Here is a 20,222-nt window from a genome sequence, read left to right as displayed (position 1 = left end):
TATTGTCTCTTGGTTTTACTTTCCTAATTTTGTAAAAAATGTGTGCCTGTTGAGGACTGTATTTGCTATTATTTTATTCTGTTTCGCTGGTGCGCAAGCTCTTGGATTGCCGCGGTATGAAAATTACCGTATGGTACATGATTTCTCACAAGAGTGGCTGATGTATGACCATCAGGAGAAGGTTTATGTACCTTATAGAAATGATCCGGACCAGGAATTAAAGTCGTATTCCTTACATCTTAGACTTCCCAGTTTCCCGAGGGCTTATCTTTTGATCAAGACAGGAGATAAGACTTGTAATTTGTTTATTGACCAGGCATTAGATAGAGTTTCGAAGGGAGATGAGTGGATTGTTTATAGTATTGACAGTTTGAGGAGACAATACAAAAAAGAGAAGATTTATATCAGCTTTTTAAGTTTATCAGGTCCTTCTGAGGTAGTTGCTTATGTAGGATTTCCTAGTGGGGGCGCTGCTCAGGTGAAAGGCAAAGAAGGGGCTAGGGAAGTGGTCAGGTTGATGCCAAGGGCTATTTCAAGAATCAATTCAGGGGTAGCCATAGCTTTTGTATTGAGTTTAGTAGTGATGAGTTTTGTTTCCTCTAATTACTTCAGGGTGTTTGGGAAATACTTTTCCCTTCGTGAGGTCTTATCTTCAAGGGTAAAGGAGGACTTGTTTATGATAGGAAAGCCATTGGATAGACCCAATCTTTTCTTTGTGATCCTTCTCAGTGTAATGGTGGGATTTTTCTTTCTATTATTAGAAAGTGGTGGTTGGAGGATAATAGAAGGAAGTATATTGTTCCAGAGTGGTAACACCTTTGCGGTGTATGCCATAAACTATTTCAAGATCTGTTTGATTGTATTTGTCCTGTATGTACTAAAGTTCTTTTTCTTGAATATAGTGGGCAAATTATTTAACCTGGGAAAGGTGACAGACCTGCACTATTTCAAGGTGGTGCAGTGCAGTGTTTTCTTCTTTAGTTTGCTATTGGTCTTGACCTTAATAATGTATAATACCTATATCCCTTTACCGAATAATTTGGATGGATTTTTATTTATATTATTGATTATCTTCTTCGTTTGGAGGGCTTTACTGATATATTTTACCATAAACAGGGAGAGCAATGTAAAGTTTTTGTACTTGTTTTCGTATCTTTGCATCGCGGAAGGACTTCCAGTAATTCTAGTACTGCGTCTTTTATTTTAATCCGCTAATTTGATTTCAGGTATTTGTTTATGACAGGAAATGATGAACGTTTAAGGAAGGTTAAAAGTATTTTAATTACTTTGGACAGTCCAGGCGAAAAATCGCATACTTACTCCGAGCTTGCAGAGAAATATGATATCAAGGTTGATTTCAGAAATTTCATTGAAGTTAGGAAAGTAGATCACAGAGAATTTAGGAAACAGAAGATTGACATATTGTCTCATACGGCTATCATCTTTACGAGTCGTCATGCTATAGATCACTTCTTCAAGTTGTGTGAGGAGTTGAGGGTGGAGATTCCTATAGATATGAAGTATCTGTGTATTACAGAGCAGACAGCTAACTATCTTCAGAAGTATATTACCATTCGGAAGAGGAAGATCTTCTCCGGTAATAAGACGGCTGCGGATCTGGAGCCATTTATCTTAAAGAATAAGAACGAGAAGTTCTTGTTCCCATGTTCTAACATTCGCAATAATGCTATTCCGGATTTGATGAAGAAACATGGTTTGTCTTTAACAGAGGCCATTACTTACGAAACGGTACCGGCAGATCTTTCTGATTTGACAGAAGTGTTTTACGATATCATCTGTTTCTTTAGTCCTTCAGGTGTGCACTCTTTGATGCATAACTTTCCAGATTGGAAACAAAATCACACCAGACTTGCGGCTTTTGGACCAACTACTGCAAAAGCAATCAGGGACTTAGATCTTATTCTAGATATTGAAGCACCGCTTCCAAATGCACCTTCCATGGTGGGGGCTTTAGAGCTCTACATTAAAAAAGCGAACGGCATAGCATAAATTTTAAGTAAGACCCATACTATTATGGGTCTTATTTTGTTTATTTGTATGTAGCTTTATTTTTACCATATGGCCAAAAAGTACATTTTGATTCTACTTTTTACCCTTTTTAGAGGTTTAGGTTTTGGCCAGAATCTACCTCATTTTACGCAATACGTTTTTAATTCTGTCTATTTGAATCCGGGGGCAGCTGGCCAGGCTAACCGTTTACAGATTCAATCAACCGTGCGTTCGCAGTATTTAGGGTACACAGGTACACAGTACAGTGGGGGCTCCAATTTGTCGACGGCTTTGTCAGTGGATATGCCTGTTGCGAAGTTAAAAGGAGGAATTGGATTGCATTTTGCGAATCAAAACATCAGTAAAGCTCAGGGATTTTCTGAAGCTTTAATGTCCTATTCCTTTCATAAGCAGTTGGGCTCTAATATCATTGGCATAGGAGCAGGAGTAGGTATAGGGAGTTTAAGTCTTCATGGAGATGAGTACATCCCTCGTGATCCTGATGACCCGTATATCCCATCGGAAAGTATGAACAGCATTGCTCCTAGAGTAAATGCGGGGATTTATTTGGTGAATCCTTCCTATCAAATTGGGCTTTCAGCTAGGAATCTCTTGGAACCTGAATATAAGATGGGGGGTACGGAAGGGGCCTTTAAGGACAAGAGGGATTATGTGTTAACAGCTAGGTATGATTTCCCTTTATCTTATACACTGGATCTTAGTCCAATGCTTATGGTAAGATCTGACTTGGTAAGCACTCAGGTGGAAGTAGGGGCCCTAGTCACCTATAATCAAAGGTTGTGGTTAGGGGGCAATTATAGGTTACAGGATGCCGGGTCATTTTTGATTGGAACAAATCTATTAGAAAATAAATTGAAGTTGGGGTATGCCTTGGATATTATCACTGAGGGACAAGGGGCGAAGTCTACCACGTCACACGAGTTATTTTTGAGGTATGTTTTAGGTTCATTACGTATGGGTAAGAAATCCATAGTGAAGACACCTCGTTATAGTATTCCGTAAAAAGATTAGGTGCTATTTTATGAAAGTAAAATAGTTTTTATGATTTTTGCGTAGCTTAAAGAATCAGGCTTGGCATGGTTTGTGTTTTGAACCCTGCAAAAGCATAGATTTTTGTAATAAGCATAAAACAATATAAGTATAAGGACTAACGTTCTGTCAAGTAAAAAATAAATTCTTGCTTTCAAAAAATGAATAAGCGCATTTCAACAAAGATCCTAACTGTTGCAGTTATTATTTCCTCAGCGTTCTTATTACAAAGTTGCGATACAGTAAATAAGATCTTCGGAAAAGGAGGTAAGAAAGGTGGCGGAAGCGTAGAGGATCCTCTAGCAGGTATTAAAGATGGTCAAATTGTGGCAAAAACCAGAAAGGGTTATAAGCAAGTGGCCCCTGAAGGTATGGTACTAATCCCGTCCGGATCTTACATCAAAGGTCAAGCTGACGAGGATGTGATGTCTACACGTATAGGTTTGAACAAACGCATTTCCATTCCTGCATTTTATATGGACGATACAGAAATTTCCAATAACGAGTATCGTATGTTTGTGAATTCCATCTTAGCTGACTCACTAGAATCTCTTGGAGAAGAATTTATCATGACTAACCTATATCCGGATACTACGGTTTGGAAAAAAGACTTCACTTACCATAATGGTGATCAGTTGACAGAAAACTACTTTGGTAACCCGGCATTTGATAATTATCCTGTGGTAGGGGTAAGTTGGGATGCTGCTCAGAAGTTCTGCGAATGGAGAACGAATCTTTATAACAGCTATAGAGCAGAGAATAATGAATTCCGCTCCCCAAGTTTCCGTCTGCCATCAGAAGCAGAGTGGGAATGGGCAGCCCGTGGTGGTAAAGAAGGAGCAAAATATCCTTGGGGTAACCCATATGTGGCTAATGCTAAGGGATGTTATTTAGCTAACTTCAAGCCTAACAGAGGTAACTATCAGAAAGACGGTTTCCAATACACCGCTCCAGTTAACATGTATGAAAAGAATGGATTTGGCCTATATAACATGGCAGGTAATGTGGCTGAGTGGACACAAGATGCCTATTCAGAATCTTATATGCCATTAACTTGGGATATGAATCCAAACTTTGACAACAGAGATGAACCACGGAAAGTAGTTAAGGGAGGCTCATGGAAAGATGTGGCTTATTACCTGGAAGCAGGTACCTCTACCTATGAATATAGAAACGCAACCAAATCTTATATAGGATTCCGTTGTGTAATGGATAGAATGGGTTCAGTGCCCGGAAGAGAATAATCAAAAAAAAATATCAAACCATCCTAATAAAATATGGCAGCTAATAATGGTCCCAGTGTATTTTGGGACAGAATCATTCCTTTTATTTACAGTGCCGGTGCGGCAGTTGTAATTGTAGGGGCTATGGGGAAAATCATGCACTATGATTGGGCTTCAGTCATGCTACCAGTTGGTCTTAGTGTAGAAGCAGTGATCTTCCTTATTTATGCCGCACAATCTCTCCTACGTCCTACAGTGGAGTATCAGTGGGAAAGAGTTTATCCAGAATTAGATGTAAATTATAAAGGCGAATTGCCTACCCGTTCTAGTACTACTCAGAGCAGCGGATTAGGTCTTACCGCTAAAATGGATGATATGTTAGCAAATGCTAAGATTAATCCGGATATTTTTGAAAGCTTGAAAGCGGGTATTCAAAATCTGAATCAAAGTGTTTCTAATTTAGGTGAGATAACTTCCACCGGAGTAGTTACAGCAGAATTCAATGGAAAGGTTAAAGAAGCTGCAGCGAAAATTGGTGAGATGAATTCTAGTTTAGGCAATGCTGTAGGAGCTATGGTTAGTCTAGGTGATGCTACTCGCGATGCCCAGGAATACAGAAATCAGTTCCATAAGATTTCTCAAAATATGAGTGCACTGAATGCGATTTATGAAATCGAGCTTCAAGACACGAATCGTCATTTGAAGTCCATGAATGCATTCTATGGTAACTTCTCCAATGTTTTAAATGACATGTCTGATGTTTCAAAAGACAGTCAGCAGTTTAAAGCAGAATTGAATAAATTAACCACTAATTTAGCTAGTCTGAATAATGTGTATGGAAGCATGCTTTCGGCCATGAAAGGATCAGCTAGTGTTTAACCCTCAAATATAAAAGTATATGGCAGGAGTGAAGGAAAGTCCGCGGCAGAAGATGATCAACATGATGTATCTTGTGTTGACGGCTATGCTTGCCCTTCAGATCAGTAATGCAATTCTGGAAAAGTTTATGCTCTTAGATAGCTCTCTTGACCAGGCAAATAAAGCTGCAGATCTCAGTAACAAACGTACTTTAGACTCCATGAATGATGCCGTGGATAAGTCCGGGAATAAGCCGGAATACAGGGCTTTGTATAACAATGCAGTGGATGTACGTAAGAAAACCAGCGAGCTGATCTCTTATATGGATGGGCTTAAAGATATTTTACGAAATGAAGCAGGTGGAGGAATAGATCCTGAGACAAATCAGATCAAGAATTTGGCTGAAGAAGAAAAGGTGGCCAACATCTTCGTGAAGAATAAAAAAGGTTATGAATTGAAGCAGAAACTGGATGAGTATGTAGCTTATCTTCAGAAACATGCTCCGAATTTGAAATTCCAACCTTTGGCTTTGGACGCTAAAGATGACCCTGCAATGCAAGATGCAGATCCTATGACGAAGAGAAAGGATTTTGCTGAATTGTTGTTTGCTCAAACTCCGGTTCCAGCGGCTCTAGCGGGTATTAGCCAGAAGCAATCCGTGATCAGAAGATATGAGGCGGAGGTATTGGATTATTTAGCCCAACAAGTAGGTGCTAAGGAAATTAAGTTTGATAAGTTATTTGCAGTGGTGATTCCAGACAGTAGAACGGTAGTAGCCGGACAAACCTACAAGGCGGAAATCGCTATAGGTGCTTATTCCAGCTCTATTAGCCCTAGCATAAGCATTAACGGCTCTGCTTTACCTGTAAAAGAGGGTAAAGGTGTGTATGAAGTGCGTGCAGGTGGAGGAACTTTTGACAATAATGGTCAATTAAAACGTTCTTATACTGCTACCATCTCATATCCTAAACCTGATGGGACTAGAGAAACGGTAACGAAAGAGGAAGAATACACCGTATTGAAGCCATCTGTTCAAATAGCAACTTCTTCAATGCCGGCATTGTATTTCAAATGTGCTAACCGTCTTCAGACTATGAGTCCTGGTTTAGGTGCACAGTATAATCCTTCCTTCTCAGGTACAGGTGCTGAATTTATTCCTGGGGGTGGAGGTAAAGTTACTGTAGTACCTACTGCAAACAAGGTAAACTTGGAAGTGAAGAACGATGGGATTTTATTACAGACTTTCCCATTCAGTGTGAAATTAGTACCTAAACCTACCATTAAGGTATTGGTGAACGGTTCGCCGGTGTCTACAGAGAATTTAAGAAGAGGTTTTACCGCCTCACAAGTGAGAAATATCACTTTAGTAGCTGAAGCTGATCCTAGCTTCAAAGAGACAAACCCTGAAGATGCTGCATTCCGTGTGGCGGGACTTAAAGTAGTCTTAGCTGCAGGTGCCAGGGCCAAAGGGAATGTAGAAAGTAGCTCTAACTCCGTGAACTTGGCGGGCTTAGCGAGTGAAGCTTCTCCGGGAGATCGTTATGTAATCACCGTAAACGCCGTTCAAAGAAAGAATTTCCAGGGTAACGTGGAAAATGTGAACATTGGAGAAAGCGGTATAGTAGTATTAGCTCTTAATTAATAAAATGAAAAAATTAGCGATTTACGTGTTTGTCAGCTTATTAGGTTTCAGTGGAAGTCTAATGGCTCAAGAGCGATCCGACAACGGGGTGAATCCCCTTTCTTTACGACCAATAGAAACTATCAATCAAGCTAAGAAGTATACCCTTTGGCGCAGAATAGATTTAAGAGAAAAAGTAAATCTTCCATTCTTTGCAAAAGGCAGTGAGATCACAAAGCATATTATTGATGGTGTTAGGGCCGGGGTTCTGGAACCATTCTCCAATGATTCATTGGCTACTAAGATTACCTTAGAAGAGTTTAATAAACGAATTCATAGGGATTTTGAAGGTGGTGGATTATCGCAGGATGAAATTGATGCGGGATTTGGCAAGGCTACTGAAGAAGATTTAGGATGGGGTAGTGAAACTACTACTTCTACAGAAACGAAGAAGGCGTCTAGTTCTCAAGATGGCTGGGGTGATGATCAGGTTACCCAGTTAGCTACGGGCTATGATTTGCTTCCTAGTGAGCTTTATCTTATTGAATTAAAAGAAGATTGGATCTTTGATTCTCAAAGGTCAAGAGCTTATTACGATGTTTTGGTGGTGACCATTAAGATTCCTGCGGAATATTCCCCTGAAGGTATTGAAAGAGATTTAGCTTCCTTTAAGTACAAAGAATTAGAGTCGTATTTTCGTTTGAATCCAAATTGTTTGTGGTTTAACGAAGAGAACACTGCTAAACACATGAACTATGCGGATGCCATAGAGCTTCGTTTGTTCAGTGGTAGAATAGTACGTACTTCAGATCCTAGGAACAGGTATTTGGATCAGATCTATAAGAATCCTCGTGAGGCTTTGTTAAAATCTCAAGAATGGGAGTATAAAATCATGGAAGAAGAAAGTAATCTTTGGGAGAATTAATATTCTTTTGAAAAAATACGGGAAAGCTGGCCTGATGGTCAGCTTTTTTGTTTTTAATCCTTGGGAAACAGCTTATTTTTGTAAAAAATGAAAATACAAATGGAGTTTGATGTGGTGATCGGTTTAGAGGTGCATTGCCAATTAAATACAAAGAGTAAAATATTTGCTTCAGATCATAATAGTTTTGGAGATGATCCAAATCAAAATATCAGTGTGCTAACTTTAGCGCATCCAGGGGTTTTGCCGCGAACTAACAGGGCTGTGGTAGAAAGCGCTGTGAAGCTAGGTTTGGCCTTTGGTTCGGAAATCAATAAGATTAACTATTTTGATCGTAAAAACTACTTCTATCCGGATTTACCTAAAGGTTATCAAATTACTCAGGATGCAAGGCCTGTTTGTGTTGGAGGTGCTGTATCCTTCATGCTAAAGGAGGGTAGGGAATATAAAAAGCACACTGTCCAAGTTCATCATATCCATATGGAAGAAGATGCAGGGAAATCCGTACATGGTATAGATGGTACTTTATTAGATTACAATAGGGCAGGGGCTCCTTTATTGGAGATTGTTTCTTATCCCTGCATAAGTTCTCCTGAGGAAGCCGCAGGTTATCTTGCCGAAATTAGGAGAATAGTACGTAATTTAGGGATTAGTGACGGAAACATGGAAGAAGGATCTCTTCGTGCAGATTTAAACGTATCGTTAAAGCCAAAAGGTAGTTCTGAATTGGGCACAAAAGTGGAGATCAAAAACATGAACTCTATACGTTTTCTTCAAAGAGCGGCAGAATATGAAGTGAAACGGCAGTCGGAAATCTTGAGTAAGGGTGATCAAATTATACAGGAAACCAGAACTTTTATACCGGAAACTGGGGTAACAGAGGGAATGCGGGTAAAAGAAACTGCCAATGATTATCGTTATTTCCCAGAGCCAGATCTTGCTCCCATAGAAATTTTGGAAGAAGAACTTCTAAAGTATAAGGCTGAATTGCCCGCTCTACCAGTGGAATTGTTTGATAGATTTGTAAGTGAAGATGGATTATTAGCAGATCAGGCTTTTGTATTGGCAGAGGAGAAGGAGTGGAGTGATTACTATTTGGAAACTTGCCAATATACTGAAAATAAAAAGGCGGTGGCCAATTGGTTAACGTCTACTATTCGCGGGGAATTGAATGAGTCTACAATTGGAATATCTGACTATCCTATACGGCCTAAGAAACTGGCTGAGTTGATTCATGCGGTAGAAAGCGGCGCCATAAGTCATACTGCAGCCCAGAAGGTTTTAAATCATTTGAAAGAGACTCCTGAATTGGCTGTGATGACCATTGCCGAAGAAAACGGTTGGGTGTTGACTCAGGATTCCGGGAGTTTGGGTACTTGGATTGATGAAGTTTTAGAGAAGCACAGTGGAAAGGTGCAAGAATATAAAAAAGGTAAGAAGGGTCTGTTGGGATTATTTGTAGGTGAGGTGATGAAGCTCTCAGGCGGTTCTGCAGATCCTAAAGAAGTAAATAAGCTTTTAATCGAAAAATTAAAATAAGATGAAGAAACTCATTCTCCTGTGTTTGGTGGCTGTAAATGCCTTCGCACAAAATCTTCCTGTGGAGATTCAAATAAAGTTGACCCATAAGGAAGCAAAGGGCAAGGTATATCTGGAGCAATTGAATGATAGAGGCTTTGCAGAGAAGAAGGACAGCGTGGAGATCAAGGCGGAACCTTTTCTCTTCAAAACGCAAATTGAGGAACCTGGAATTTACCAGTTGAATATAGGAAATGAGCAATTGATCGGTCTGCTTTTGGACGGAGGAGAGAAGATCAATGTTGTAGCTGATGGTATAGTAGATGATGATAAAGCGGCGAAAGCAGTTATAGACGGATCGCCGACAATGAAAGTCTTTCAGGAATTACAAAGCGATCACATCGTGTTTACCAATAAGGTGAGAGAAATAGACACTAAGTTCAAATCTACTTCTAATGAGAGTTCTAGACAAAAATTAAGGGATCAGTATTTGAACCTATTAAAGGAACATAATCAAAATATACTTGACAAAGTAAAGAGCTTAGGTACCTCATCTGCGGGTATTTTAGCTGCCAATAATTTTTTAGACGCATCCGTGTCCGGTGAATATCAGGCGGAATTGGCTGAGAAATTGATGGCAGAGAAGAATAGCTCGAAATTAGCAATGGTCTTCGTTCAGCAAGTGAATAAATCCCGTATGGGAGTACCAGGTGTTCCTGCTCCTGATTTTGCATTAAAGGATTTGAATGGGAAAGAAGTAAGGTTATCAGATCTTAGAGGTAAGACGGTTATTCTTGATTTCTGGGCTACTTGGTGCGGACCATGTATTATGTCTTTTCCTGGTATGAAAAAGGCCATGGAGAAGTTTAAGGATAGAGAAGATGTAGCTTTTGTATATATCAATACATTTGAACGTGTCCCGGCGGAAAATACGAATTCCTATGTAGATAATTTTGTAAAAAGAAGGGGGTTTGAATTTCTACAAACCGTGATGGATGTAGGTAATCAAGTGGCTTTTCTTTATGGGGTGGAATCTATTCCTACGAAGTTTTTTATAGATAAAGAAGGTAAATTCCTTCATGTAAGTAGGGGTTTTGCTGGTTCGGATGAAGCAGTAGTTGAAGAAATATCTCAATGGCTGGCACAATGAAAATTGCGATAGTAGGCTGCGGAAATATGGGAATGGCCTTTGCCCGTTCTTTTGTACAATATGATTTGGTGAAGAAGGAGGATCTATTGTTGATAGAAAAGAGTAAGGAGAGGTCAGAAGTACTAAAGAAGGAAAAGGAAGGTGTAGTTGTAGATACCATTGGCTTAAATCTGGGGGAGGTAGACCTTGTGATCTTGTCTGTTAAGCCTCAGGACTTTTCCTCTGTTGCTCCGGACTTGAAGCAGTATCTTAAGGATAGCCAAGTGGTCTTGTCTATTATGGCAGGTATCCCCATGGCTAGGATTCAGGACGAATTAGAGCATCAATGGGTAGTAAGGGCTATGCCAAATACTCCGGCCATGTTAGGGCAGGGTATCACAGGGTATTGTGCAGCGGAAGGAATCAGTTTTCAGAAGTTGCAGAGGATAGATAACCTAATCAATGCCACCGGTAGATCCGTATATCTTGAGAATGAATCTTTGCTTGATGCGGTGACGGCTCTGAGTGGTAGTGGTCCGGCTTATTTTTACTATTTGGTAAAACATATGGTGCAGGCGGGCATGGATATGGGTTTTGATGAAGGCTTAGCAAGATTATTGGTCAAACAAACCATGTTAGGGTCCTACCATTTGATCAATAATGCTGAAAAGAGTTTAGACGAGCTTATATCCGCAGTAGCTTCGAAAGGAGGCACTACGGAAGCAGCGCTTAAAACATTTGAGGAAAGGGGCTTAGGAGAGGCTTTACAGGCCGGTATATTGAAAGCAGAGGAACGTTCTAGAGAATTGTCTAAGAAATAGCCTAAAATTCTAGGAAATTAGCCAAATCAGCATTTTGGAAGAACAAGTTTCTATAAATATTCCTGTTTAATAGAAAATCTGCTTAAATTTATCTTCACAAAAAAAGCGTATGGTTATAGATCCTGTAGATCTCAAGATTCTTAAGATATTAAAAAGAGATGGTTTAGCTACAAACCGTCAGATAGCCTATGAGCTAAATCTTACCACTACACCGGTACATGAACGTATCAAACGATTACGTAGGGATGGATTGATCAAAAGATATACCATAGAACTTGATCCTAAGAAGTTGAAGAAGGATCTGATGGTCTTTGTGAAGGTATCCTTAAAAGAACACAGCCAAGAGTATTTGAAGCGGTTTGAAGAGGATGTACAGAGTATTCCGGAAATAGTGGAGTGTTTTTGTATATCCGGTGAATCAGACTTCCTGTTGAAGGTGATAGTGAGCGATATGGACGAGTACAAGCACTTTATTCTAAATAAACTGGCTGCTTTGCCTAATATTGGGGAGGCACAGTCTAATTTTGTGATAACAGAGGCAAAGATGTCCTCTGTACTTGGAGAATAAGTTTAAATCTTGAAATCGTCCGGGTTAAAGTATTTGTGTTTTACGGCAAACAGAGCCAGACCTACTCTAGAGTTGATTCCTAATTTTGTAAACAAAGAATCTCTATAGCCGTCTATGGTACGGTGGCTGCAGTTCATCTTTTCACCAATTTCTTTATATGTTAGATCCTGGCAAACGTACTTGAGGAATTCTTCTTCTCTAGGAGTGATTTCGTAAGTAGGTGAGGGTGCAGGATTGTTTATACTGGAGTAGAGTTTTTGTGTGGCCCATCCTGGGAAGTAGATTTTTTCGCGAAGAAGCGTTTTAAGGGCAATCTCTAGTTCTTGTGGGTGAATGTTTTTGTGCATAAATCCCTTTGCCCCGTTATTAATCATCTTAAAGAGACTTTGCTCGTCATCCTGCATAGAGAGGGCCATAACGAGGATATCTGGATGGTTTTTAGTGATCCACTTAGCAGTTTCGAAACCATCCATCACGGGCATGGAAATGTCCAGCAGTACTATATCAGGTAGCTTGTCGGGAGATTTGAATTTTTCTATTAATTCAACTCCATTCTCTACTTCGTACATTACTTCGAAATCAGTAAAATCATTCACGATGGATCCTATGGCTTTCGCAATCAACTTATGATCATCCACAATGACTACTTTTGTTTTCATTTGGCTCCTTTTAATTGTATTTTCCTAGGGTATGACTAAGGTATTACACTCACACATGAAGGGCACTTTACCTTCATATGAGAAGCGAAGGTATAAAAAAAATCAATAGGGAACGTAAAAAGTAAGTCGGGTACCTTCTCCTTTTTTGGAGAAAAATTCAACTTGACCCATCATCTCACTGATTCTCTTTTTGATGTTCATGATTCCCACGCCCGGCCCTGCATTCTTTTGCATATCAAAACCTACACCGTCATCTTTACATTGTACCATTAATTGGTGGTCGCTAAAGTTAAGTTCAATATAAATGTTGTTACATTTAGCGTGTTTAATGCTGTTTTGTAAGAATTCCTGTATGATTCTGTGGATATTATGCTTGGTATCTTCAGAAAGTTCGTAATCTCCGTTTTGATGTACGTGGACAGAGATTCCATTGATGTTTTGAATGCGTTTAGTTTCTAAAAGGATTAAATCTTGTAAGCGTGTTTGATATTGTTTTGGGTTTACAAGCGTACGGGACAATTGCCGAAGTTCTGTAAGGGATTCGTCAATTAGTTCACTGATTTCATTTAAGGGAGCTGCCACCTGCATAGCTCCGTTTTTTTTAAGGTAAATAGAGGCGAGGGTAAGTTTCTGTCCCACACTATCGTGGATTTCCTTACCTATCTTCTTCATGGTTTCTTTCTGTGCATCTACTTCAATTTGAAGTTTTGCTTTCTCGTATTCCATTTTTATATGTGCTAGTTGTTGATCATATAGCACTTTCCGTTTTCTGAATTGGGAAATAAAATAGATCAATCCGACGATGAAGACGAATAGAATCAGATTGATTAAAATGATAAAACTTATGATCTCTCTCTCTCCGTCCATAAGAAACTAACCAGAAAACAAGTGTACATGAGATAGTTGAATATTAGGATCACGTTGAAATAGACTATAAATATGGCATGGAAGTGTTTAAGTAGGTAATTGAAAATTCCAAAGAAAGGAAGCGCTCCTAACCAGAATATCAATAGACCCAAACAAACCCAAAACATTCTTTCTTTGTAAAAGATCAGTATTCTGTCACTTTTACTTAGTTGATAAAAATAGCGTAAGATATTAGCTAACATTATCACGTTTGCAATCATGTAGGAAACACTATTAAAAAAATAGCCATCTGTTTTGAATAAACTAAATGCTTCTACGATTGCAGATAAGTAGAATATTATGGAGCCAATTATGAATAATCTCTTCTTCGAGATAATGTTATTGTTAATAATCCACATGTAGTAGATTACTTGGAGGGGTATAACTAATAGTTGATAATAGTAGAAATTTAACTTTGGATATTCTTTAGATAAAAATTCATTTATATATAAGCCAAACCCATCCATGGCTCCTACAAGGAGTAGGAACCATGGAAATGTAGTCCAATAACTTTTGGCAGCATTTTTTGTCTTAATGAGTCCAAAAGCACCAACAATCAGTACGTAAACAAAGAAGAAATCTCTTAAAAAGGTCACTATTTCTTACTCTCTATACGGTGGCTGAATGTTAGCAAAGTCCGGAATAGGAGAATCTTCATCATAATCCACTAGTTTGAATGTGGCTAGGTCATTCTTGTGGTGTTCTGATAGCTTTTTGAAAGCTTTAGATCTTCCGGAGCTAATTTCTAAGTAGTTCTTTTTAGGATTAAACTCGAAGCGTTTACCATTTTGGATGATGGTAGGAACAAAGAAGATGGTAGTTTTACCAGCCTTGTTATCTGCTCCACCAATTTTCTCTAACTGGGGAAAATGCTTCAAAAGGTCATTTTTTGGATACTGTCCAAAATGTACATGTACACCTAAATCTTCAGACTTTACATTTTTACCTGAAGCTTTTGCGTAGTACTCAATGGTCCAGATCATGTTCTTTAGTTCTTCTAAAGTGTAGTAGAGCGATTCTGTGTTCTCTAATCCCAGTGCTTTATTAACCACCGGAGCCACATTTTCCATGTAGTTCTTTTTTAGTAACATGGCTTGAGGAATACTCATGGATTTGAATCCAGGAACATTTGAGTAGTCCATCACTAATTGAGTGTTTTTTAGAGTACCTGATCTTCCACTAATAGCCTCATCAGCTGCATCTTTTGGAGCGCAGCTCTTCATGACAAACATGCCTAGAAGTCCGGCAGTAATTAGATTGGAAAAAATAAGGAGTCTTTTCATTGGCTTGCAGTTTTTAGGTTCCTATAATATTATAGTCGCAAGTTACTGCAATTTTACCTAAACTGTCAATCCACCGCTAGCTCTCTTTAGTTGGAAAACCGCTTTTAAGCCAGCTAGCGTGAAAAAATGGGTTATTTAACGGGGGTAAAACCGTGAAAACACCTATTGGTATTTTATGTTGATTATTAACTATTTAGCTCTTTTTGGAACTGACTTTCCTCCTAAGCAAAAGAAATAGAAGTCCTATTACCATCAAGCCGGTAAGAACAGGTAAAATAATGGAAAAGACAGATAGGATAGAAGAAATGATATTCTCCCCTGTGGAGACTATGGAGTTTCCAGTGCCCACCGTAAACTTACTGGAGCCTAGTCGGAGCAGACTAGTACCTGCCTGTACACTTCCGGCTACTCCACCCCCTGCAATAAGTGCCAATCCCCATTGAAGTATAGGGTCTGTAATACTTAAAAACTGTGAGGTCAAAAGTGTGCCTGCAATGACTGATGCCGGTAAAGCAAGGGAATCAAGAAGATTATCTATAAAAGGAATGTAATAGGCTGCTATTTCTACGACAGTTGCCACTAAAAGAATAATAGTAGCATGGTCTGAAGCCATCCAGGCGAAATCCGGACTGATGGAGACCCAGCCAAATTTGGCTGCTAAATTTGAAACAAGTAAGGGAATAAAGATTCTAAAGCCCGAACTGGCACTTAGTCCCAGTCCGAGCATTAATCCCGTTATCATAGGATATTGGAAGTTTGTTCCTTTATTTTCTCCAGTTCATCCTTCATTTGAACCACCAGTCTTTGGATCTCTGCATCATTTGCCTTAGATCCTATGGTGTTAATCTCCCGACCAATCTCCTGAGCGATGAAGTTCAATTTCTTACCATTGGAATTTCCTTCTAGCTCTTTGATGAAGTACTCTAAATGCGCGTTTAGTCGGACCTTCTCCTCGGAAATATCGAATTTCTCAATATAGTAAATCAGTTCTTGTTCAAACCTGTTTTTGTCAAAGTTCTCTGAGTTTACAAAGTCGCCAATAGCTCTTTGAATCTTTTCTCGGGTATTGGGAATTCTCTTCGCGTCTTGCTCTATGACCTTTTCCAACAATGATTTGATATTGTTGATGTATTCAATAAACTTCAATTTGGTGCCTTGACCTTCTCTGATGCGGAATTCTTGGCATTTCTTTATGCCTTCCTTTACTACGGCCAAAACTTCATTCCAGGCTTCTTCTGCTTCTTCTGCATCCTGTATGCCATTATTAAATGCATTAGGCATCATCGTGGCCATGCGTAAAACTTCCGTAGGACTAGCCTCAAAATCTAACTCGGCCGCAGTTTGCATCAAATCCTTGAAGTAGGCCTTTACTAAGGCTCTATTGACTAAAGTAGATGCAAGGGCATCTTCTTTCGGTATAAGGTTTAAAGTGATATCAATTTTTCCTCTCTCTAATTCCTTCTGAAGCAGATTTCTTATCTCTATTTCTCTCGAGGATAAACTTTTTGGTAGCCTGCAGTAAATATCTGTGAATTTAGAATTCAGGGATTTAATTTCTACGGCAATGGTCTGCTTGGCGGTCTCTTTTTGTACCGAACCGAAGCCGGTCATGGATTGCAACATAAAAAAGTCAGTATAGTTTGCTGTAAATCTAAGGATAAAAATACGAGCTGCCGTGGGAAATGTGTAATTTTGCAGCGAAATTGAAATTTGGATATGAATATAGAATTAGTACTGGCAGCGGAGATTGAAAAGGCCGTGGCTGAGATATTTGGTCATCAGGATAAGGTGACTCTACAACCTACCCGTAAGGACTTTGAAGGTCATTATACCTACGTTTTCTTCGGTCTGGTAAAATTAGCCAGGAAATCCCCGGCAGAAATTGGTCAACTTCTTGGTGATTATTTGATCCAAAATTCCCCATATGTACTTTCTTATACAGTAGTTCAAGGCTTTCTAAATCTTACCTTGAAAGATGAGGCTTGGATTCAAGTTTTCAGAGGAGTAAAAGAGGGTCAAAATCCAGAAGCTTCCAAAGGAAATGTATTAGTGGAATACTCTTCCCCTAATACGAATAAACCCCTGCACTTAGGCCACTTGAGAAATAACTTCCTGGGATATTCGGTGGCCGAAATATTGAAGGAGGCAGGTTATGAAGTTACTAAAGCTTGTTTGGTAAATGACAGAGGTATTCATATCTGTAAATCCATGGTGGCATATCAACGCTATGGTAATGGAGAAACTCCCGCATCTTCAGGTTTAAAAGGAGACCATCTTGTAGGTAAGTATTATGTGGAGTTTGACAAGCACTACAAGAAAGAGATAGAAGAATGGGTTGCCGAGGGAGTGTCTGAAGAAGAAGCAAAAAAGACAGCACCCATCCTGGTGGAAGCCCAGGAGATGTTAGTTAAATGGGAAAATGGAGATGCTGAGATTATAGAGTTATGGAAAAAACTGAACGGATGGGTTTATGAAGGTTTTGATTTTACCTATAAAACCATAGGGGTGAACTTTGACAAAACCTATTACGAATCAGATACTTATCTCTTAGGTAAAGATATAGTAGAAGAAGGCCTAGCCAAAGGGGTTTTCTACAAGAAGGAAGACAATAGCGTTTGGATAGATTTAACAGATGAGGGTCTGGATCATAAATTAGTTCTGCGCGGAGATGGAACCAGTGTTTATATCACTCAGGACTTAGGAACTACTGATCTTAAGTTCCAGGATTTCCATTCGGAGAAGTCCATTTGGGTGGTGGGTAATGAGCAAGACTATCACTTCAAAGTGCTCTTTGCCATTTTGAAGCGATTGGGTCGTCCTTATGCTGACGGACTATATCACCTTTCATACGGTATGGTGGACTTGCCATCAGGCAAAATGAAGAGTAGGGAAGGTACTGTAGTAGACGCAGATGAGTTGGTTTCAGACATGATTGCAACCTCAAAGAGCATCACCGAAGAGAAAGGCAAGACAGAAGGGTTCTCTGAGGGCCAACTGGAAGAACTTTACCGTATGGTAGCATTAGGCGCTTTGAAATACTATCTACTGAAAGTAGAGCCTAAGAAGAGGATGTTGTTCAATCCGGAAGAGTCTATTGACTTCCAGGGAAATACAGGTCCTTTTATTCAGTATACTCACGCAAGGATAAAGTCTATTCTTAGAAAATCAGGGAAGGATCAGTTCCCAATGCCTGCAGATATCACTAATGTAAATGCAGAAGAAATAGAAGTGATCTTTTTACTGAAGGATTTCAGAAAGATCATTGATGCAGCAGCAGCTGAGTACTCTCCGGCCGTGATAGCAAACTACGTGTATGAGTTAGCTAAAACCTTTAATGTTTTCTATTCTAGACATTCGGTATTAAACGAGGAGAATGAAGTGCTTAAAAACTTTAGATTATCTCTGATTGAGCAAGTGGCTGAAGTGATTAAGAAAGGAATGAAGTTGCTTGGAATAGAAGTTCCGGAGAAGATGTAAATTATTCTTAGATATGAAATTATAGAAAATCCCGTTTGGTAGGTAAAACGGGATTTTTTTATGCTTAATAGAAGAAAATGTAAGAGACCACTATTGCGGTCACTACACCGGCCAAGTCAGCCAGTAATCCTGCCCATAGGGTATATCTTGTATTTCTAATGCTAACACTACCGAAGTATAATGCTAGTATATAAAGTATTGTATCAGAGCAAGCCTGGAATACACAGGATAGTCTTCCGATGAATGAATCCACGCCATATTCTTTCATGGCTTCTATCATCATGGCTCGGGAACCACTGCCGCTTAATGGATGCATTAAGGCGGTAGGAAGGGCATGAGTAAATTCCGTATTGATGCCTGTAAAGCTGAACATCCATTTAAGGAATTCTACAATGTAATCTAAAGCTCCAGAAGCTCTGAAGACACTAATACCAACTAACATTCCTACCAGATAAGGCATCACTTTTACGGAGGTTTCAAATCCTGCCTTGGCACCTTCTACAAACTTTGGAAACACATCCACTTTCTTATAGAATGCGGCACCTACGAAACCTGTGACGAAAAGGAAAAGAATGAGGTTTGATATAACTCCAGAGACGGTTTCTATCTCCTCCTTAGATAATCTGGAGAAGTACCAAAGTATAAATCCTACAAAAGCGGTGAGTCCAACTAACCAAGAAAACAATACCTTATCGAAAAAGTTGATCTTTTGTTTTATTCCAACGAATAGTAAGCCGGTAAAGGTAGCCATATACACAGAGATCAAGGCAGGGATGAAGATATCTGAAGGATCTGCTGCATTATAAATGGCTCTTTGGGCCATGATGGAGATGGGGATCAAAACAGGACCGGCACTGTGTAAGACCATAAACATGATCTGTGCATTAGAGGCTTCATCCGGCTTTTTATTTAATTCCTGCAAACTTTGCATGGCTTTTAGGCCAAAGGGAGTGGCGGCATTGTCCAGTCCTAACATGTTTGCGGAAAAGTTCATGATCATTTGTCCGTTAGCCGGATGGTCTTTTGGAACCTCCGGGAATAATCGTGAAAAGAAAGGGGAAATTAGCTTGGCCAAAACTCTGATCACTCCTGCCTCTTCTCCTAATTTCAGGATACCCAAAAAGAAGGTCATTACTCCTGCTAGGGGTAAAGCTATATTCATCACTGCACTTTCAGCTGAAGTGAACATTCCTTCTACCAATTGTTTAAAAATCAGGGTATCTCCAAGGAATAACCATTTTGCTAGGGCTACGAGTAAGGCAACTATAAAGAAGCCTACCCAAATGTAATTTAAGGCCATTTAAGAGGATTTATTAAATATTTTGCGTAAATATAGCACGGTATGTGCTAATTTTAAACTTTGATTTCTTTACTCTGGAATGAGGCTAAAAACGCACATTACACTTTTCTGCTTGTGGTGTACTATGGGAGTGAGCTGTGAGGAGCCCGTGGTATTGCCGCGTGCCTTGAGTCCGGAGGAAGTGAATGAACTTTTCCCTCAAAGTGAGAACCTCAGCTTAAGTCCCTATGAAGTTCTGATGCGTGAGCAGGGTTTATTGGACCTCCAAGAATTAGATCCGGAGATCAAAGTAGAACTAAAGTACAGTTCAACGGATAACTTCTCAGGTACAGACTTGTATGGAAACCTGGAATTAGCCTTCTTGCAGGAAGAAGCGGCATTGGCATTGGTTAAGGCAAGCCAAAAGTTGAGGGAAGATTATCCTCATTTAAGGCTATTGGTTTATGATGCTGCCCGCCCGTTAGAAGTGCAAGAAACGCTATGGGCTTCTTTAGATACTCTATCCCTAGAAGACAGAAAGAATTATTTGGCCGACCCTGAAGAAGCTTCTATCCATAATTATGGATGTGCAGTAGATCTTACCCTATTTGATACACAAACGGGAAAACCCTTGGATATGGGTACTCCCTATGATTATTTTGGAGATTTAGCCTATCCTCGTTTAGAAAGAAAAATGCTAAATGAAGGAAAATTAAGTCTACGCCAATTAAACCATCGCATCCTTTTAAGGTCTATTATGCTGGATGCCGGATTTACCCCTATAACCTCAGAATGGTGGCATTTTGATTTTTATTCCAGAAAAACTGCCGCTAAGAAATACCAATTAATAAAATAGGGAGACTAAGAGCATTAAGGCACAAACTTCAAGCGTTTTATT

General features: G+C 39.4%; 19 protein-coding genes. 13 read left to right on the top strand and 6 right to left on the bottom strand.

Annotated elements, in window-relative coordinates:
* The first annotated feature begins 49 nt into the window (after nucleotides 1-49).
* The 11 genes from LBYS_RS08595 to LBYS_RS08545 all read left to right on the top strand — a co-directional run bounded on the left by LBYS_RS08595 (nucleotide 50) and on the right by LBYS_RS08545 (nucleotide 11,720).
* Nucleotides 50-1,207 carry a DUF4271 domain-containing protein gene (locus tag LBYS_RS08595; protein ID WP_222836547.1) on the top strand — a complete coding sequence of 386 codons (1,158 nt, stop codon included), beginning with the start codon at nucleotides 50-52 and terminating at the stop codon, nucleotides 1,205-1,207.
* 29 nt (nucleotides 1,208-1,236) lie between these two features.
* Nucleotides 1,237-2,010, top strand: a complete 774-nt coding sequence (locus LBYS_RS08590) for a uroporphyrinogen-III synthase (protein WP_013408482.1) — start codon at nucleotides 1,237-1,239, stop codon at nucleotides 2,008-2,010.
* Between the two features lie 69 nt (nucleotides 2,011-2,079).
* A complete protein-coding gene (locus LBYS_RS08585; protein WP_013408481.1) occupies nucleotides 2,080-3,033 on the top strand; it encodes a PorP/SprF family type IX secretion system membrane protein in 954 nt (317 codons plus the stop codon).
* Nucleotides 3,034-3,221: 188 nt separating this feature from the next.
* Nucleotides 3,222-4,304, top strand: coding sequence for a T9SS ring complex lipoprotein PorK/GldK (gene porK, locus LBYS_RS08580; RefSeq protein WP_013408480.1), 1,083 nt, complete (start codon nucleotides 3,222-3,224; stop codon nucleotides 4,302-4,304).
* 33 nt (nucleotides 4,305-4,337) lie between these two features.
* A complete protein-coding gene (gene porL, locus LBYS_RS08575; RefSeq protein ID WP_013408479.1) occupies nucleotides 4,338-5,162 on the top strand; it encodes a type IX secretion system motor protein PorL/GldL in 825 nt (274 codons plus the stop codon).
* 19 nt (nucleotides 5,163-5,181) lie between these two features.
* The gene (gene porM, locus LBYS_RS08570) at nucleotides 5,182-6,783 is read left to right on the top strand and encodes a type IX secretion system motor protein PorM/GldM (protein ID WP_013408478.1); all 1,602 of its coding nucleotides are present in this window, start codon (nucleotides 5,182-5,184) and stop codon (nucleotides 6,781-6,783) included.
* A gap of 4 nt (nucleotides 6,784-6,787) precedes the next feature.
* On the top strand, nucleotides 6,788-7,687 hold the full coding sequence (gene porN / locus LBYS_RS08565; protein ID WP_013408477.1) for a type IX secretion system ring subunit PorN/GldN: 900 nt from the start codon (nucleotides 6,788-6,790) through the stop codon (nucleotides 7,685-7,687).
* 87 nt (nucleotides 7,688-7,774) lie between these two features.
* A complete protein-coding gene (gene gatB / locus LBYS_RS08560; protein WP_041823537.1) occupies nucleotides 7,775-9,223 on the top strand; it encodes an Asp-tRNA(Asn)/Glu-tRNA(Gln) amidotransferase subunit GatB in 1,449 nt (482 codons plus the stop codon).
* A gap of 1 nt (nucleotide 9,224) precedes the next feature.
* A complete protein-coding gene (locus LBYS_RS08555) occupies nucleotides 9,225-10,352 on the top strand; it encodes a redoxin domain-containing protein (protein ID WP_013408475.1) in 1,128 nt (375 codons plus the stop codon).
* Entirely contained in the window at nucleotides 10,349-11,152 is an 804-nt protein-coding gene (gene proC / locus LBYS_RS08550) for a pyrroline-5-carboxylate reductase (RefSeq protein WP_013408474.1), read from the top strand. The genes LBYS_RS08555 and proC overlap by 4 nt, the downstream gene beginning before the upstream one ends.
* A gap of 109 nt (nucleotides 11,153-11,261) precedes the next feature.
* Nucleotides 11,262-11,720 (top strand): Lrp/AsnC family transcriptional regulator, encoded by a 459-nt coding sequence (locus tag LBYS_RS08545; RefSeq protein ID WP_013408473.1) that lies wholly within the window; start codon nucleotides 11,262-11,264, stop codon nucleotides 11,718-11,720.
* A 2-nt stretch (nucleotides 11,721-11,722) separates the two neighbouring features.
* Here the strand turns inward: LBYS_RS08545 and LBYS_RS08540 are convergent, their stop codons facing one another.
* From LBYS_RS08540 to LBYS_RS08515, 5 genes are all read right to left on the bottom strand, one after another.
* Complete coding sequence (locus tag LBYS_RS08540) at nucleotides 11,723-12,379, bottom strand: response regulator transcription factor (protein WP_013408472.1); 657 nt, start codon at nucleotides 12,377-12,379, stop codon at nucleotides 11,723-11,725.
* A gap of 102 nt (nucleotides 12,380-12,481) precedes the next feature.
* The gene (locus LBYS_RS08535; RefSeq protein ID WP_187287937.1) at nucleotides 12,482-13,105 is read right to left on the bottom strand and encodes a sensor histidine kinase; all 624 of its coding nucleotides are present in this window, start codon (nucleotides 13,103-13,105) and stop codon (nucleotides 12,482-12,484) included.
* Between the two features lie 782 nt (nucleotides 13,106-13,887).
* Nucleotides 13,888-14,568 (bottom strand): hypothetical protein, encoded by a 681-nt coding sequence (locus tag LBYS_RS08525; protein WP_013408469.1) that lies wholly within the window; start codon nucleotides 14,566-14,568, stop codon nucleotides 13,888-13,890.
* Between the two features lie 193 nt (nucleotides 14,569-14,761).
* On the bottom strand, nucleotides 14,762-15,310 hold the full coding sequence (locus LBYS_RS08520; protein ID WP_013408468.1) for a DUF4126 domain-containing protein: 549 nt from the start codon (nucleotides 15,308-15,310) through the stop codon (nucleotides 14,762-14,764).
* Nucleotides 15,307-16,191 (bottom strand): YicC/YloC family endoribonuclease, encoded by an 885-nt coding sequence (locus LBYS_RS08515; protein WP_013408467.1) that lies wholly within the window; start codon nucleotides 16,189-16,191, stop codon nucleotides 15,307-15,309. The genes LBYS_RS08520 and LBYS_RS08515 overlap by 4 nt, the downstream gene beginning before the upstream one ends.
* A gap of 93 nt (nucleotides 16,192-16,284) precedes the next feature.
* Between LBYS_RS08515 and argS the strand changes: the two genes are divergently transcribed.
* Entirely contained in the window at nucleotides 16,285-18,045 is a 1,761-nt protein-coding gene (gene argS, locus LBYS_RS08510; RefSeq protein ID WP_013408466.1) for an arginine--tRNA ligase, read from the top strand.
* 64 nt (nucleotides 18,046-18,109) lie between these two features.
* Here argS and LBYS_RS08505 read toward each other — a convergent pair whose 3' ends face one another.
* Complete coding sequence (locus LBYS_RS08505) at nucleotides 18,110-19,345, bottom strand: spore maturation protein (protein WP_013408465.1); 1,236 nt, start codon at nucleotides 19,343-19,345, stop codon at nucleotides 18,110-18,112.
* A gap of 124 nt (nucleotides 19,346-19,469) precedes the next feature.
* Between LBYS_RS08505 and LBYS_RS08500 the strand changes: the two genes are divergently transcribed.
* On the top strand, nucleotides 19,470-20,180 hold the full coding sequence (locus tag LBYS_RS08500) for a M15 family metallopeptidase (protein ID WP_013408464.1): 711 nt from the start codon (nucleotides 19,470-19,472) through the stop codon (nucleotides 20,178-20,180).
* Nucleotides 20,181-20,222 lie beyond the last annotated feature (42 nt).

This window comes from Leadbetterella byssophila DSM 17132, from assembly GCF_000166395.1.
Lineage (GTDB): Bacteria > Bacteroidota > Bacteroidia > Cytophagales > Spirosomataceae > Leadbetterella > Leadbetterella byssophila.
The sequence above is the reverse complement of the archived record's forward strand: the minus strand, read 5'-3'. Positions and strand labels throughout refer to the sequence as shown.